The sequence below is a fragment of the Nisaea sp. genome (genome assembly GCF_040217065.1).
GTDB lineage: Bacteria > Pseudomonadota > Alphaproteobacteria > Thalassobaculales > Thalassobaculaceae > Nisaea.
Genome location: NZ_JAVJNX010000005.1, coordinates 230,199 through 246,322 on the forward strand (window position 1 = coordinate 230,199; position 16,124 = coordinate 246,322).

A 16,124-nucleotide genomic window follows, 5' to 3' on the forward strand; every position below is an offset into this window, starting at 1 on the left:
GTGATTGATGCCTCCTACTAAGACCTTTTTATTGCCGTAATCTTGCCTATTTTAGGAGGGCTAGTGTCTAGCCATGCGGCGACAAAACTTTAATGTTGGCCGTCGCATTTGGAATGAGAAAGAATAGAATTTGAAACAACGAAAAGACTGTTCGGCATTTTGTGCACGGACTCTCTTTCTTGGTGCTTTTGGAGAAGTCGTTCTGTATTTAAATCCCAATTTTAATAAGATAAAAATGCTAGAATAAATTAAAGGTAATTTTCTCTTCGTTTAAAATGTAAGTTAATTTATTAAAATTTGTTAATGAACATAGTTAATTTATTTTAGTCTTAATTTTACTGTCACCAAATACTATTCTACGAATCCTTTAGTTTTTGTTGGAAATAACACCGAGCCGTTGTAGAAACCGGTCACACTCGGTCCTATGTTTTGATTGTGTGACCGAGAACCAACTTCACTCAACCTGCTAGAGACTGAGAATGCCCGCAGCAAAGCAAGCATTGAATGGTAACGAGGACCCGAACTATCGCGTGACGAACAACAACGCGATTGACGTCCATGTCGGACGTCGTGTTCGGTTGCGCCGCACCCTCCTGGGCATGAGCCAGGAACAATTGGGCGAAGCGCTGAATATCACCTTTCAACAGGTTCAGAAATACGAGCGCGGCTCCAACCGTATCAGCGCTTCCCGCCTTTGGGATATCGCGCAGATCCTTGATGTTCCCGTCAGCTTCTTCTTCGACGATATGACGGATGACACGGCGGCGAACTCACCGCGCAAAGTGCGGTCCGGCTCGTCGACGACAGAATATGAGGAAAAGCCGAACGACCCGATGGCGCGGCGTGAAACGCTTGAGCTGGTTCGAGCCTATTACAACATCACCAATGTCGGTGTGCGCAAGCGCATCACCGAAATGGTGAAGTCCGTCTCCCAAGCCCTGCCGGGCGACGTCTAAACAGTTCCTGTGGCCTGGAAATGGGCCATTGAATGAGAGAAGCGGATGGCCCTTGGCCATCCGCTTTTTCTTTTTTACAACCTGATCGGAGTTCCGGTCCGGCTCAGCCGAGCGCGACGACGGGTTCCATCCTGTCCAGGATATCGTCGGCGAGGTGACACTTGATCTGGTGGCCGCCTGCCAGTGTCCGGGTCGGCGGCAGATCGGTCTCGCAGATGTTTCCCGGGACCGCGTTCTTGTGCTGGCAGCGGGTCTGGAAGGGGCATCCGGATGGCGGGTTCATCGCCGAGGGAATGTCGCCGTCCAGCACGATATGTTTTTTTACCACCTTCGTGTCCGCGATCGGGATCGCGGAGAGCAGGGCCTCGGTATAGGGGTGATAGGGCGGCGAGAAGACGTCTTCAGTCGTGCCCTGTTCGACGATATGGCCGAGATACATCACGACCACCCGGTCCGCGATATAACGGACCACTGAAAGGTCGTGGCTGATGAACAGCATCGTGGTGCGCGAGGCCCGCTGGATGTCCATCAGCAGTTCCGTGACGGCCGCCTGCACTGAGACGTCCAGCGCCGAGACCGGTTCGTCCGCAACCACGACTTTCGGTGCGCCGGCGAACGCGCGGGCCACACCAATGCGCTGTTTCTGGCCACCGGAAAGCTGGCGCGGCATGCGTTTGGCGAATTCGCGCGGCAATTTTACGAGATCGAGCAGCTCGAGCATGCGCTCCTCGCGCTCGTCCGGCGTGTTGCCGATGCCGAACCGCTCCAGCGTCCGGACAATTTGGGCGCCGACGGCGTGGCTCGGATTCAGGGTGTCGAACGGATTCTGGAACACCATCTGAATGGAACTGATGGTGCCGGTATCACGATCTCCGATATCGGTACTTCCGATTTCGAGATTGCCAAGCGAGACAGTGCCTTCCGTGGCGGTCTCGAGGCCAAGCAGAATCTTGGCGAGGGTGGATTTTCCGCAGCCGGATTCACCCACGATCGCGACGGTTTCCGCTTCACGGGCGTTGAAGGTGATTTCCTCGTTGGCCTTGACGACGCGGCTCTCACCGCCGCCGAACATCTTGTTCGCTGCCACTTCGTAGTACTTTTTCAGCCCGTTGACCGTGAGGATGACCTCGCCCGGCACTGTCGGCTCAATGATCCCGTCATGTGTTGGCGGCGCGTCCCAATCGATTTCCGCCACCCGCTCGCAGCGCGAGAAATGAAACTCTCCGACGCCGGCATCCTGCATGTGAATCTCGCCGATGTCGCATTTTCCGGCCTCAAAAAATGCGCAACGCGGTCCGAAATTGCAGCCGGCCGGGCGCTCGTGCGGCAGAGGCAACTGGCCGGGAATGGCAACCAGAGGGTGGGAGTATTTGTCCGCACCGGGCAGCGGGATGGAGCGGAACAGGCCCTGGGTATAGGGATGCCGCATCTGCTCGAACACGTCGTTCACGGACCCGGTCTCGACGGCTTCACCGGAATACATCACCGTGATCCGGTCGCATGTCTCGAGTATGAGGCCGAGATTGTGCGAGATGAACAGCATCGAGGTGCCGAAACGGCTGCCAAGTTCTTTCACCAGATCGACGATGCCGGCTTCGACCGTGACGTCGAGAGCTGTCGTCGGCTCGTCCATGAGGAGCAGCGCGGGCTTGGACAGCAGGGCCATGGCGATGACGATGCGCTGCTGCTGGCCACCGGAAAGCTGGTGCGGATAGGAATCCATCATCCGCTCCGGATCGGGCAGGCGCACCAGTTCCATCATCTCCAGAGCCCGGTCATAGGCCTCCTCGACCGAGGTGTTCTCATGCAGGATCGGCACTTCCATGAGCTGCCGTCCGACCCGCATGGCGGGGTTCAGGCTGGCCATCGGTTCCTGATAGACCATGGCGATCTCGGAGCCGCGGATTTTCCGCAGGTCCTTCTCGCTCATGCTGGTCAGCTCGCGGCCCTTGAACTTGATGGAGCCGGCCGTGATCTTCCCCCGGTTGGAGAGATCCCGCATGACGCCGAGGGCGACTGTGGACTTGCCGCAGCCGGACTCGCCGACCAGCCCCATGGCTTCACCAGGCATGACCTTGCAGGAGAAATCCATCACGGCGGGGATTTCGCCGGCGCGGACGAAGAAGGAGATTGAAAGGTTCGTGATTTCCAGGATCGGTTCTGTCATGGCCTTGCCTCCCTCAATCTTTCAACGACTGTTCGCGCAGTCCGTCGGCCAGGAGATTGAGGCCGAGAACGAAGATCGCGAGCGCCAGGGTTGGTGGCAGGGCGATGGTGGGGACGATCCGGATGAAGGCCCGGGTCTGGTTGATCATCGAGCCCCAGTCCGGGCTCTCGGGCGCCAGTCCGAGACCGAAGAAGCCGAGCGTACCGAGCAGGATCGTCGTGTAGCCGATCCGCAGGCAGGCATCGACGATCAGCGGACCGCGTGCATTGGGCAGGATCTCCCAGAGCATGATGTACCAGGCATTCTCGCCGCGTGTCTGGGCGGCGGCGACATAGTCCCGCGTCTTGATATCCATGGTGATGCCGCGGACGATACGAAACACCGTCGGCGAGTTCACGAAAACGACGGAGGCGAAAATGTTCAGCTCATTCGGCTCAAGCGCGATGATGCCAAGCGGGTCGGCGTTGAAGACCAATCCGGAATAAAGCCAGCCGCCCACCAGCAGCACGCAGACAAGCTGGATGGCCAGCAGCCCGGGCCGCGTCGCATAGCGGCTGTAGAACAGCACGCCGAAGAACAGGATCGGGAAAATGAAGAAGAAACCGGCCATGGCCATCGGGATGGGCGTTTCCCGGATGCCCGGCGTGACCAGCAGGTAGAACAGCAGGATCACCGGGAAGGCGAGGACCAGGTTGGCCAGGAACGACATGATCGAGTCGATCTTGCCGCCGTAATATCCGGCCGGCAGTCCGATGGTGATGCCGACGATGAAGGCGAACATGGTCGCCGCGGGGGCGATGATGAGCACGAAGCGCGAGCCGTGCACCATGCGGCTGAACAGATCGCGTCCAAGATTGTCCGCGCCGAAGAGAAGCGCCTTGCCGGTCTCCGCATCGATCGCGCCGGGGGGCTTGCGTTTCAGCATGGCGAACTGTTCAAGCGGATCGAAGACCGCAACCCAATCGGCGAAAATGGCCGTCAGGATCCAGAACAGTACGATCACAAGGCCGACCATGCCGATTGTGCTGCCGAACAGACGGCCGTAAAGGCTGAGGCTGTGGCGGAAGTGGTAACTGACGGACAGGATGACAGCGAGAGACAGCCAGACCGGCCAGAACTGGCTGATCACTGTTCCCCAGATTTCGAAGAAGCCGATATATTCCATTGCCTGATCTCCCCCCTCAATTCACGCGAATGCGCGGGTTGAGATAGGCGTACCCGATATCCGATATGAGCTGCGTGAGCAGCACGACGACGACCGACACCAGTGAACAGCTCAGCAGCAGATCGATGTCGTTATTGTCCGCCGCTTCCACGAGGGTCCAGCCGAAGCCCTTGTAATTGAAAAGCTTTTCGACGATGACAACGCCGGTCAGAAGCCAGGGGAATTGCAGCATGATCACGGTGAAGGGAGCGATCAGCGCATTCCTGAGCGCGTGACGCAGCACCTGGGCGCGGAACGATAATCCCTTGAGGCGCGCGGTGCGGATATATTGCGCCGTCATGACCTCGGCCATCGAGGCGCGGGTCATGCGGGCGATATATCCGGTGCCGTAGATCGCCATGGTCATCACCGGCAGCGCGAAATTATTGAAGTCGATGCCGCCGGCTTTCGAGACGCCTTTCAGGACGCCGAGCCAGGAGGCGAACAGAACGGTAAAGAGGATGCCCGAGACATATTCGGGCGTCGCCGTCGAGGCGATGGCCACGACCGAGAGGCTGCGGTCTGTTTTCGATCCCTCTCTCATCCCTGCCAGTACACCGATGATGAGGGCGGTAGGCACCATGGTGATCATGACCCAGAACATCAGGGTCCCGGTATATCCGATGCGCGGGGCGAGGACCTCCGCCACCGGCTTGCGGAACCGGGTGGATTGGCCGAAATCGCCTGTCGCGGCATTTCCGATCCACTCCGCATAGCGTGACAGAATAGGCCGTCGGTAGCCTTCCTTCAGCAGCCAGCTTTCGACCGCTTCTTCGGTCATGCGGTTGTTGTTCTGCTCAAGCGCGAGCTTTTTCAGGTTCGGCTCGAGATTGACCAGATAGAAAACCACGAACGTCAGGCAGACCATGGTCGCGACCATGACCCCCAGTCGTCTCAGGATGAATAGCAGCATATTGCCCCCGCATGCCCTGTCTCGGGCGGGCCTTCTTTGCCCTTGAACCTCCCTTTTCGGGAGTTAAGAGCCCGCCCCGGCCGGAACCGGGGCGGGCCCGTCAGTATCGGATCAGGCTTCGTCCAGCCAGACTCTCTCGAAATGCATCTCGAAGGTCGGATGCATGGAATCTCCCTGGACAGACTGTGCCATATGCTTGAACAGAGAACGCCAGTAGGGCTGGATGATGATGCCGGAATCCTGGAGGGTTTTTTCCAGATTCTCCATTACCACGCGGCGCTTGTCCGCATCGGCTATGGCAAGGGCTTCATCAAGCATCTTGTCGAACTCCGGATCGGACCAGCCAGCCTCGTTCCAGGCCTCGCCCGACCGGTAGGCCAGGGCCAGAACCTGCACGCCGAGCGGCCGCATGTTCCAGTTGGTGGTCGAGAACGGATATTTGGTCCAGTTGTTCCAGAAGGAGGACGAGGGAATGATCGTCCGCTTGACCTTGATCCCGGCATCCCGGATCTGGGCGGCGATGGCGTCGGTCGTGTTTTTCCGCCAGTCGTCGTCGATCGAGATCAGCTCGTGCTCGAAATCCGACTGCCCCGCGTCGGCGAGCAGCTTCTTCGCGGCTTCCGGGTCGCGTTTGACTTCCGGCAGCTTGAAATACTCCGGATGCATCGGGCCGACATGGTGGTTTTCGGCCACGCTGCCGGAACCCCCATAACCGATCTGCAGGACGGTGGCATTATCGACGGCGAGCTGCAGGGCGTTACGGACGCGAACATCGTCATACGGTTTGTTGGAGACATTCATGCGGGCGACGATGGTGGCTGCCGTGACGGCTTCGGACTTCTTCAAGTCCAGACTGTCGAGGATTTCCACGAAGTCAGCCGTGGTCTGGTAGTTGACATGAACATCGCCTACTTCGAAAGCAGCAACCTCGGCTGCCGGATCTGTGCCGTAGTCGGTCCACTCGATGGCGTCGAGATAAGCCTCACCACCCCACCATTTGCCGTCCTTGCGCCGCACGCAGCGGGCGGAGACGCCGACTTCGAGCTTCTCCAGCTCGAACGGGCCGGTGCCGATCGGATTCATGGAAAGATCGGCGCCGTTCTTGTCGAAGTCGCGATGCACGATCAGCGCCGGGTAGTCGGTGACGCCCGGGATGATGCTGATGTCCGACTTTGGCAGGGTCAGCTTCACCGTGTGGCTGTCGACCTTGGTGATTGCCCCGGCCAGAGCCTTGCCTGTATCGGCGTCGATCAGCGTTGCCATGCGGCCGGCCATCGAATTGCCCTCGACGTCCTTCTCGCACCAGCGCTCGAAATTATAGACGACATCATCCGCGTTGAATTCGTCGCCGTTGTTCCAGGTCACACCCTTGCGGACCTTGAGGACATATTCTGTCGCGTTGTCATTTACCTCCCAGCCTTCGAGCAGCCCCGGCTCGAAAGTGTAGGCGGATGTGTAGACCACCAGGGTCTCGCAGACCTGGCGCGCAACATTGCCCATCTCGGACCAGTCGAAGATCCGCGGATCAACCACACGGCGAACACTCATGGAAACCTTGAGGGTACCGCCCTTCTTGCCCGCCGCATGGGCCGTCTTCGGCGTCGCCATGCCGAGCAGGCCGTATGCGGTGGCCGTCGTCGCGCCGAACGCACTCGCCAGCGCGAGGAACTCGCGCCGATCCATTTTGCCTGCCTTGGTGTCTGCAGCCCAACTGCTGACCATGTGGTGCAGCGGCCGTCCGGAACGGCTTTTCAATTCCCTGTTCATATTTTGTCTCCCTGTTGTGCAATGGTGCGCCGGAGCACGCGTGGCGCGGATCATAATGCGCTAAAGACGACATAAAAAGTGTCGTTTTCAGGTCATTCGTGGCCGGTCCTGCTATGTGACGCTACAGCAGATGTCCAAGGCACTCGGAACATTCCTGCCAATATTTTGCCTCCGGTTCAGATCCGTTGAAATCGAACGTGTGAGTGCGCTTTGTTCATTTTATTTTGGTCTCACTGTTCGACTGCGAACGCAGATTTAAGAAGTGCCTGCATGTGAGCATTCGTTTTGAATGGTCCTGAAGACGCTGCGTTTCGTTCATTAACGGTCATCATGAGCAACGCGTAATGTCGATGTCAAAGAATTTATCCGTTAGCGACAACAGGTCTATCGGAAGACAGAAAAGGTTGATCGGAGATCGGAAATCGGCCATTCCAAGACTATTCAAAAAAGGACGTAGAATGCACATAGAAGACGCTTTGAGAGAAGATCTGGACATTGTGGGTATTCTCAACGAAGCGGAAGTTCCCCACGTCAACAGCATCGATGCAGACGGCTTTTTCTGGTTTCTTGGGAGGGCGGATTATTTTCGTGTCGCCAGGGACGGTGACGCGATCATGGGGTTCCTCATCGGCTTTCTGCCTGGTCGTCCCTATGACAGCCTGAATTATCGATGGTTCAGCGACAGGTATCCATCATTTCTTTACGTGGACCGCATCGTTGTCTCGCCCGCGGCGCGGGGGCGGGGCGTCGGGCGCGCGCTCTATCGGGACTTCACCCTTTTCGCGACGGGCCGGGTCGACCACCTTACGTGCGAAGTGAATTTGCGACCTCCGAACGACGGATCTCTGCGCTTCCACAGGAGTTTCGGTTTCGTCGAGGTTGGCCGCCAGGAAACGGAAGGAGGGTCCAAGGAGGTATCCCTTATGGCCATGAATCTGACTGTGGCCGCGCCGCACGGTCAGAACAATGCGTAGGGGTCCTTGATGGGGTGGTCGTTCGAGTGACGGATCCAGCCCTTGACCACGCGGTAGACGAACCAGAGCCAGCCGGCGCCACCGACCAGCCAGGCGAAAGGAATCAGGATCCAGGTCGCGGTGAGTGCCGCCGTCAGGACGATGGCGATAATCTGGATCCAGAAAGTCCGGATTTGCCAGGTGATGTGCCCGGACAGAGGTGAGCCTTCGAGATCACCACGTTTCAGGTAAGCGAGAATGACCCCGAAAATGGACGGCAGCCCGAAGACGATAGCCGCACCATAGAGACCGTAGACGATGTGAACGGCGAGGCGGTCATTTTCCGAAAGACCGAGGGAGAAGGGAAGCGTCCGTGGCCGTGTGACCTGATTGCCATTGTTCGGATTTGTTTCGGCCATGTGCAGTTCTGTTCCTTTGCCTGTCCGGTAGACGCTCTTAACGTTGGCCTGCCACGTACATCATTCAATAGGTCCGTCGCGGCTGACGGCAGCAAGGGAAAACTGCAATGGCGATGAATACGGGAAGCGGTCCGACCGTCGATCTCTACAGCGATACGGTATCGCGTCCGACCAAGGCCATGCGGCAGGCCATGGCCGATGCTGACGTCGGCAACGAGCAGGCGATGGAAGACCCGACCGTCAATCTCCTGTGTGCGCGCGTTGCGGCTCTGTTGGGCAAGGAAGCTGCGATCTTTCTGCCGTCTGGGACCATGTGCAACGAGATCGCGTATCGGGTCTGGGTCGATCGCGGCGAGGAGATCGTGCTCGACGAGAGTGCACATGCGCTGCATTTCGAGGCCGGCGGTCCGGCAGCGCTTGCGGGGGCGATGTGCCGGACTCTGAAAGGCAGCAGAGGCATTTTCGATGCGGCACTCCTTGAAACGGTGATCCGCGCGCCGCGCGGTCATCATGGCCAACGCCAGAAACTGGTGAATATCGAGAATACGGCCAATCTCGGCGGCGGAGCCGTCTGGCCGCTCGAAACCGTCGCCGAAGTCGCCGATTGTGCGCGCGGGCACGGGCTCAAGGTGCACATGGATGGTGCGCGGTTGCTGAACGCGGTGATCGCTTCCGGGACGCCGGCGTCGGCCTATGGTGCGCTATGCGACTCTCTCTGGATCGACCTCTCGAAAGGTCTCGGTTGTCCCGTCGGAGGCGTGCTTGCCGGCAGTGCGGAATTCATCCAGCGGAGCTGGCTCTTCAAGCATCAGTTCGGGGGAGCGATGCGGCAGGCAGGAATTATTGCTGCTGCCGGAATCTATGCCCTTGACCACCATGTCGAACGATTGGCGGAGGATCACGCCAATGCCCGCTACCTTGCCGAAGGGATAGCGTCGATCCCGGGATTGTCCGTCTCGGTCGACGAGATCGAGACCAACATGGTGTATTTCGATATCGCGGCCCCAGCCCTCGATGCTGCCGGCCTGTCCGAGCGCCTGATGCGCGAACACGGGGTGCGGATCGGTGCCATGGGAGCACGCCGGATGCGTGCCGTGACCCATATCGATGTCACGCTAAATGGCGTCGAGGTGGCGTTGGCGGCGCTCAAGACCGTGATGGACGGAGCCTGACGGTCAGGAGTCCTTCAGCGCGACATCAAGGTCGGTGTCTGTAAACTGCGCACCCGAGGTCAAAGCGCCTTTCATGTCGGTACCGGTGAGATTGGCGCCTTTGAACCGGGCGCCGGTGAGATCCGTGTTTCGAAGCAGCGCGCTTTCCAGATCGGACGGCCAGAACCGTCCGGTCGGATTGCCTTTGGCATCCTTCAGTTCGACCGGGTAGAGCAGCGCGCCGTTCAGCTGTGCGTCCGTCAGATCGGCCGAAATGAGCTTGGTGCCGGAAAGATCGGAATCCCGAAGGTCGGCCCGGGAAAGCTTGGCGCCTGTGAGGTCGGTCATCACCAGTTGGGTGCGGCGCATCTTGGCGCCGGTCAGATCGACATCGCGCAGGTCCGCGCCGGACAGGTTGATGTCGCTCAGATCGACGTCTTTCAGGCTGGCGCCGGCAAGCTGTGCGCGGGTGCCGCCACGGCCCTGTTCGCGGATCCAGAGCTCATGGTCGTTGACGATGTCCCGGAGAGAGCGGCTGCGGTCGCCGGACTCCGTCACCAACTGAGCACCGCTCAGGTTGGCGGTCGACAGATTGACCCGCTCGAGAATGGCGCTGCTGAGATCGGACTTGGCGAAACTGGTCTCCGAGATCAGCGCGCCACGCAGGTTCGCCCCGCGGAGGTTGGCGCCGATAATCTTGGCATTCGCCAGGTTGGCCCCGGACAAGTCCGCTCCGGTCAGATTGGCGTTTTCAAGGTTCACACCGGTGAGATTAGCGCCGCAGAGCAAGGTGTTCTCCAGGTTCGACCCGATCATGCTGGAATTGGACAGGTCCGTTCCGGACAGATTGGCGTTGTTGATGTCGGCCTCATCCATCGTCGAGGAGGACATCTCGGCGCGGATGAAGGTCGGCCGCTCGCCGGTCATGTCGTTTATGATGGCGCCGCCGCGCATGTCGGCTTCCTTCAGGTTGGCGCCGCTGAGATTGGACCCGCGAATGGTCGCGCCACGCAGGTCAGCCCGCATCATGACTGCATTGGACAGGTCCGTATTGTCCAGATTGGCACAAAACAGGTCCGCATAACTCAGGTCAGCGCCAGACAGGAAGGTGTCTGAGAAATTGGTGCCGGACAAACGTGCCGACTGCAAATTGACGCGTGCCAGCTGAAAGCCGGTAATATCGAGGCCCGACAGATCGGCACGCGCACCGCCCGGCTTTCGTTTCAGCCAAAGCTCGTGGCTCTGGATTGCTTGAAGGATATCTTCCGGCGTCATCGGCTCAGGTTTCTTTTCATCAGCGCATGACCGCAGAAATGCGGGCATTCCAGAGAACCATCGAAGGTCCGGTTCAAGTCAATTACGATCATGGCCACCCATCCACAATGATTCCAAGGCATGGATTGAGGTATTCCCGGGATGGCCGGACCGCATCTTCTACGCGTGCCTGCAAGCTGAGGCGTTCGCAAAAGTCTTTCAGAGCCGAAAAGCCGTCGGTCTGGCTAATATCGTTCGTGGCGATACCGATTTGCCTTAGCGGGAGAGTCTGGATTGGCGTGTTGTCTGCGTTCCGTAACAGATAGATCACAAACCCGCTCGCAAGCTGTTCTTCTTTCTCGCTTCTTTGCTCGCGCACGTCATCAGCAACGCGGTCAATCAGTTTTTCGATCTCGGCGCTGAGTTGAGCGAGTTGTTCGGTTTTTTGCGCTTCATCGATCAATTTTTGGGCATTCCCCAATGGTCGGTCTGCAGTATTCTGGCAAGAAAGCTCGTCCGAGCGCTGCATTCGCAGCTTCCCCATTCGAGGGTCAAGGAGAATTTCCTTCGAGATCGCGGCACTGCGGCCTTAAGGCGCCGGTCAACGCTATGGCTTTCGTATCAGTTTTTGTCTGTTTTTCCATTTGATTTTGCAACTGCAAGCTGTTCTGGTTTGAAGATTGCGTCGGTCAGATTTGCATTGGCAAGATCGGCGCCGGTGAGATCGGCGCCGGTAAGATCGGCCCCCGCGAGGTTGGCATTCTGCAGGTCGGCATCCTTCAGATTTGCGTTCACCAACTTGGCGCCAGACAGGTTCGCCGGCCATTTTCGACCGGTGAGCCTGCCTTTCTGATCCTTCAGATCAACAGGGCCGATCACGGCATGTGAAAGATCGGCATCCGTCATGTCCGCGAGCGCGAGGTTGACCCCTTCAAGCGTCGCGCCGCTTAAGTTGGCGCCTTTCAGACTGGTGCTGGAGAGATCGGACATTACAAGCAGAACGTTCGATAGATTCGCCCCGCTCATATTTGAGCCATGCAGGTCTGCGCCAGACAAATTGACAGCGGCCAGGTCAATGAAGCTGAGGTCGGCGTTCTTGAGAATTGCACGGTCGCCGAGACGCCCGTCCTCCCGGATCCAGATGTAATGCATGTTGAGTACTTCACGGACCTCGAAAGGCAGGGAATCTTCGTTTCGGACCATGTTTGCGCCGGTCACGTCGGCGCCCGAAAGGTCGCAACCGGTCAGATTGGCGCCGGAAAGGTTGGCATGTTTCATGATCGTATTGTCGAGCAATGCGCCCGACAGATTGGCATCCTGCAGGTCGGCACCGGAGAAGTCGGCTTCGACCAGAATGCAGCCGGACAGATCGGCTCCTTTCAGATCAGCCTTACGCAAGTTGACGCCGGAAAGGTTTGCTCCGGCCAGCTGTGCGCCGGCGAGACTGGCATTCGGCATGGCCGAATAACTCAGATCGGCGCCCTGCTGGTTCGATGTCGGGCCATCCCGCTGGCCTTCGTCATCGTCTGTGCCGAACATGAGCGTGCCGCCGCGAAAGTCGGCGCCCACCAGATTTGCACCCTTGAACGCGACATTGCGGATGGAAGCGCCCCGCAGATCGGCATTCTGCAGGTCGGCATCCCTGAGATCCGCGCCATCGAGGACCGCACAGAACAGGTCTGTGTGGCTGAGATTGCTGCCGACCAGGATGGTTTTCTGCAGATTGGCACCGGATAACTTGGCGGACTTCAGATTCACCTTTTCAAGCGTAAATCCTGAAAGGTTCGCACGTGCAAGATTTGCCCGAGACCCGCTATGCGCGCGGCTCAGCCATTTTTCGTGCTCGTCCAGGATATTCGCAATTTCCTGAGGCGTCATTTTAGCGAACCATGCCCATGTCAAATGTGCTCTACCATGAGCGTGCTTAATTTTGTGTAAATCCACACGGAACAATAGCCTCCGGAGGGGCTATGTGGAAGCGCCAAGAACGCCAGAGATCCAGCACTCGGCAAGGCATTACCAAGTGGAACGAATTGTTTATTAAGAAACGTTAATTTACATAAAATTAAATATGAAAATCCAGAAATTTTTTGGGCGCTCCAGTCACCAGTGGATCAAGCTGCACGGACATTAGTCGGCGGCTTGTTTTGCCGGTTCGTCACCTTCGGGGGAGACCGGCTCGGTCGGAGACTGTTTTCCGGGTTCGACAAGACTGAGGCAGATGGAAAGCAGGGGAGGAATGATTGCAAGGGTCAGCACTGCCGACAGGGAGAGACCGCCAATCACGACGGAACCCAGCCCGCGATAGAGCTCGGAGCCGGCGCCCGGGAACACGACCAATGGAAGCATCCCCAGGACACTCGTCAATGTGGACATGAAAATCGGCCGGATGCGGTTCCGGGTCGCTTCGATGATCGCGGCTCCGGATTCCATGCCGTCCTCGCGTATGTGATGCAGTGTCTTGTGCACCAGCAGGATCGCATTGTTCACGACAATCCCGATCAGGATGACGAACCCGAGCAGGGTCAGCATGTCGAGATTCTGGCGGATGAAGATGTTCAGGGTGGCCAGCCCGACCACGCCGCCGGCGGTTGCGAGCGGAACCGAGAAAATGATGACCAGTGGATAGAAGAAACTTTCGAACAATACGGCCATGACCAGATAGACAATGACCAGAGCCATCACCAGATCGAGCACCATCTCGTTCCAGGTCTGCGCAAGTTTGTCGGCTGTACCGGACATGCGGATGCTGATCCCGGGAGGTAGGCCGGCTTCTTCCATCGGCCGGATCACCTCGTCCCGCATCTTGTTCAGGGCGGCCTCGAGCGGCATGCCCGACGGGGGCGAGACGACGAGGGTGATGGTCCGTTCGCGGCCGACATGGCGAATTTCGGTCGGCCCGGTTGTCACGAGCACGCTGGCGAGCGACCCGGCAGGGACGATCTTGCCTTCCCTGGTGACGACCGGCAGATCGGCAACGCCCTGAGTCTCGAGAATGTGGTTCTCCGGACCGGTCAGCGTCAGATCGATACGCTCGCCCTGCACCGTGATCTCGGCCACCCGAATCCCGTCATTATAGGCGTCGACCGTGAAACCGAGATCGCGGGCGGTGACGCCGTTGTCGGCGAGCAATGTCCGGTTCGGCACGACCCGCACTTCCGGCGCGCCGAGCGACAGGGACGGCAGCGGGCGTATCTGCGTGCCCTCGTCGCGGGGGAAGGCCTGGCCAACCTTGAAGAAGGTTTTCTGGGCAATCTCGGTCAACTCTTCGAGCTCGCCGCCGGAAATGTCGAGATCGATCGAACTTGTCCCCCCGACGCCGCGTCCGAACAGGGAGCTCTGGCGGAAGAAACCGAAGGTTCCGGGTTCGGTGAAGAGCGATCGCCGGAGCACCGGTATAAGGTCCTTCGCCCGGGTCGGATCCGAGGCGGCGGCGCCGACGATCACATTGGCCCGGAAAGCGACAAAGAAGAACCGCGACATGGTGGGGGTGCCGTCCTCCATGACCTTTTTGGTCTCGGTGAAGTCCCAGATCGGCTTGGTTGTGTTCTCCAGCTTGGCGGCAATTGCGGCCATGGTGTCGAGATTGTAGCCCGGCGGCGGCTTGACGAAGCCGATAATCAGATTCCGGTTACCTTCGGGCAGATAATCGAGCTCGGGCAGCATGGCCCAGGTCGCTGCGATGCTGCCGATGGTCATGCCGCCGATGACGGTGAAGGCGAGGAGCCGGTTCTGCACCACGGCGCGTGTCTGCTTCATGACGACGGCCACGAAGGTACGGGCAAAGGGATCGATCAGCGGCCAGCGCCGCATCGTGCTCGGGTGGCCGACCTCGTTCTTCAGCAGCCGGCTGGCAAGGGCCGGAACAACCGTGGCGGAGACGATAAGGGAAAGACAGACCGCGACGGAGATCGCGACGGCGATATCCCTGAAAAGCTGGCCGACTTCCAATTCCATGACCAGGATCGGAATGAACACCATGACCGTGGTCAGGGAGGACACCAGTACCGCGCCCCAGACCTGCTGGGCCCCGCGATAGGCCGCGTCATTCGGGCTGTGACCGAGTTGCCGCAGGCGGAATATATTCTCCAGCACAACGATGGCGGCGTCGACCACCATGCCGACCGCGAAGGCGATGCCGGCCAGCGAGATCACGTTGATGGAGCGGCCGAGCGCGGCCATGGCCACGAAGGAGCCGATCACGGAGACGGGGATCGCCAGACTGACTACCAGCGTCGCGCTGCCGCTGCGCAGGAACATGTACAGCACCAGCGCGGCCAGAACGCCGCCGACCCAGATATTCTGGCGGACCAGCTCGATGGAGGAATTGATATAGGTGGTTTCGTCATAGACCTGGATCATCTCCAGGTCCCGGGCCGCCAGATACCCCTCGTTCAGCTCGCCGATGGCCTTGCGAACGTCTTCCATGACCTCGATCACATTGGCCCCGGTCTCGCGATACATCGGCACGGCGAGTGCAGGCACACCGAACTGCCGGATGCGGGCGACCGGATCCTTGAAGCCCATGCTGACCGTGGCGACGTCCGAGACTGTGACCCGGGCCACGCGCCCGGTCATAGGGTCCTCGATGGAACGCAGAACAACTCCGCGCACATTCTCGATACTCTCGAAATCGCCTTCGGTGCGGACCACGTAGCGGCGCTTGCCCTCGTCGACGGCACCGGCGGAGATCGACGCATTGGCGGCGCGCAGGGAGGCCAGCAGATCGGGGATTGTGAGCTGGTACTGGGCGAGCAGCTGCGGATCGATCTCGACCCGCATTTCCCGCTCAGCGCCGCCATAGATGCGTGCCTCGCCGATCCCGGAAATCCTCTCGATCCGGGCCTTGACATAATCTTCGGCGAAATCGCCGTAGGTGTGGATGGGTGTGTCGTTGCCATCCTTGCGCAGGAGCACTGCCCAGGCAATCGCGTTGTCTTCCGCACCGGCAGTCTGAAATGTAGGCTCGTCCACTTCGTCAGGATAGTTGCCGACCCGGTCCAATCGGTTGGAGACCAGCAGCAACGACTTGTCCATATCGGTGCCGGGCGCGAATTCCAGGGTGATCCTGCCGCGCCCGTCCTCGGAGCTGGAGATCATGGATTCCAGGGACTCGAGCCCGCGCAACTCGTCTTCCTGGCGGTTGACGATCTCGCGCTCGATTTCGGCAGGTGCGGCGCCCATCCAGTTCGTGGTGACGGTGATAACCGGTCGGTTTACATCGGGGGCGAGCTGAATCGGGATGCTTTGCAGGGCAACGATGCCAAACATCACGATCATCATGACGATCGCAAGAACGGCGACGGGCCGCTGGATCGAATGCCGGATCAAGCTGTCCAT

General features: G+C 59.0%; 12 protein-coding genes. 3 read left to right on the forward strand and 9 right to left on the reverse strand.

Annotated features, from left to right (window positions below; all coding sequences use genetic code 11):
- Nucleotides 1–479: 479 nt before the first annotated feature.
- Nucleotides 480–956, forward strand: coding sequence for a helix-turn-helix domain-containing protein (locus RH950_RS05770; RefSeq protein WP_350054612.1), 477 nt, complete (start codon nt 480–482; stop codon nt 954–956).
- 103 nt (nt 957–1,059) lie between these two features.
- Here the strand turns inward: RH950_RS05770 and RH950_RS05775 are convergent, their stop codons facing one another.
- The 4 genes from RH950_RS05775 to RH950_RS05790 all read right to left on the reverse strand — a co-directional run bounded on the left by RH950_RS05775 (nt 1,060) and on the right by RH950_RS05790 (nt 7,007).
- Complete coding sequence (locus RH950_RS05775; protein ID WP_350054614.1) at nt 1,060–3,123, reverse strand: dipeptide ABC transporter ATP-binding protein; 2,064 nt, start codon at nt 3,121–3,123, stop codon at nt 1,060–1,062.
- Between the two features lie 13 nt (nt 3,124–3,136).
- A complete protein-coding gene (locus RH950_RS05780) occupies nt 3,137–4,288 on the reverse strand; it encodes an ABC transporter permease (protein ID WP_350054616.1) in 1,152 nt (383 codons plus the stop codon).
- Between the two features lie 16 nt (nt 4,289–4,304).
- Nucleotides 4,305–5,240, reverse strand: coding sequence for an ABC transporter permease (locus RH950_RS05785; protein WP_350054618.1), 936 nt, complete (start codon nt 5,238–5,240; stop codon nt 4,305–4,307).
- A 111-nt stretch (nt 5,241–5,351) separates the two neighbouring features.
- Nucleotides 5,352–7,007, reverse strand: coding sequence for an ABC transporter substrate-binding protein (locus RH950_RS05790; protein ID WP_350054620.1), 1,656 nt, complete (start codon nt 7,005–7,007; stop codon nt 5,352–5,354).
- A 344-nt stretch (nt 7,008–7,351) separates the two neighbouring features.
- On the opposite strand from RH950_RS05790, the gene RH950_RS05795 reads away from it, so the two are divergent.
- Nucleotides 7,352–7,981 carry a GNAT family N-acetyltransferase gene (locus RH950_RS05795; RefSeq protein WP_350054622.1) on the forward strand — a complete coding sequence of 210 codons (630 nt, stop codon included), beginning with the start codon at nt 7,352–7,354 and terminating at the stop codon, nt 7,979–7,981.
- Here RH950_RS05795 and RH950_RS05800 read toward each other — a convergent pair.
- Nucleotides 7,966–8,379 carry a DUF4870 family protein gene (locus tag RH950_RS05800; protein ID WP_350054624.1) on the reverse strand — a complete coding sequence of 138 codons (414 nt, stop codon included), beginning with the start codon at nt 8,377–8,379 and terminating at the stop codon, nt 7,966–7,968. The two genes, RH950_RS05795 and RH950_RS05800, sit on opposite strands and share 16 nt — an antisense overlap.
- 107 nt (nt 8,380–8,486) lie before the next feature.
- Here RH950_RS05800 and RH950_RS05805 point away from each other — a divergent pair, with 107 nt between their 5' ends.
- On the forward strand, nt 8,487–9,551 hold the full coding sequence (locus tag RH950_RS05805; protein WP_350054626.1) for a threonine aldolase family protein: 1,065 nt from the start codon (nt 8,487–8,489) through the stop codon (nt 9,549–9,551).
- Between the two features lie 3 nt (nt 9,552–9,554).
- On the opposite strand, the gene RH950_RS05810 is transcribed toward RH950_RS05805, so the two are convergent.
- The 4 genes from RH950_RS05810 to RH950_RS05825 form a co-directional block, all read right to left on the reverse strand.
- Nucleotides 9,555–10,805: a pentapeptide repeat-containing protein gene (locus RH950_RS05810; protein ID WP_350054628.1), complete on the reverse strand. Its 1,251-nt coding sequence runs from the start codon at nt 10,803–10,805 to the stop codon at nt 9,555–9,557.
- 88 nt (nt 10,806–10,893) lie between these two features.
- Complete coding sequence (locus RH950_RS05815) at nt 10,894–11,313, reverse strand: hypothetical protein (protein WP_350054630.1); 420 nt, start codon at nt 11,311–11,313, stop codon at nt 10,894–10,896.
- Between the two features lie 92 nt (nt 11,314–11,405).
- Nucleotides 11,406–12,662, reverse strand: a complete 1,257-nt coding sequence (locus RH950_RS05820) for a pentapeptide repeat-containing protein (protein WP_350054632.1) — start codon at nt 12,660–12,662, stop codon at nt 11,406–11,408.
- A 252-nt stretch (nt 12,663–12,914) separates the two neighbouring features.
- Entirely contained in the window at nt 12,915–16,124 is a 3,210-nt protein-coding gene (locus RH950_RS05825; RefSeq protein ID WP_350054634.1) for an efflux RND transporter permease subunit, read from the reverse strand.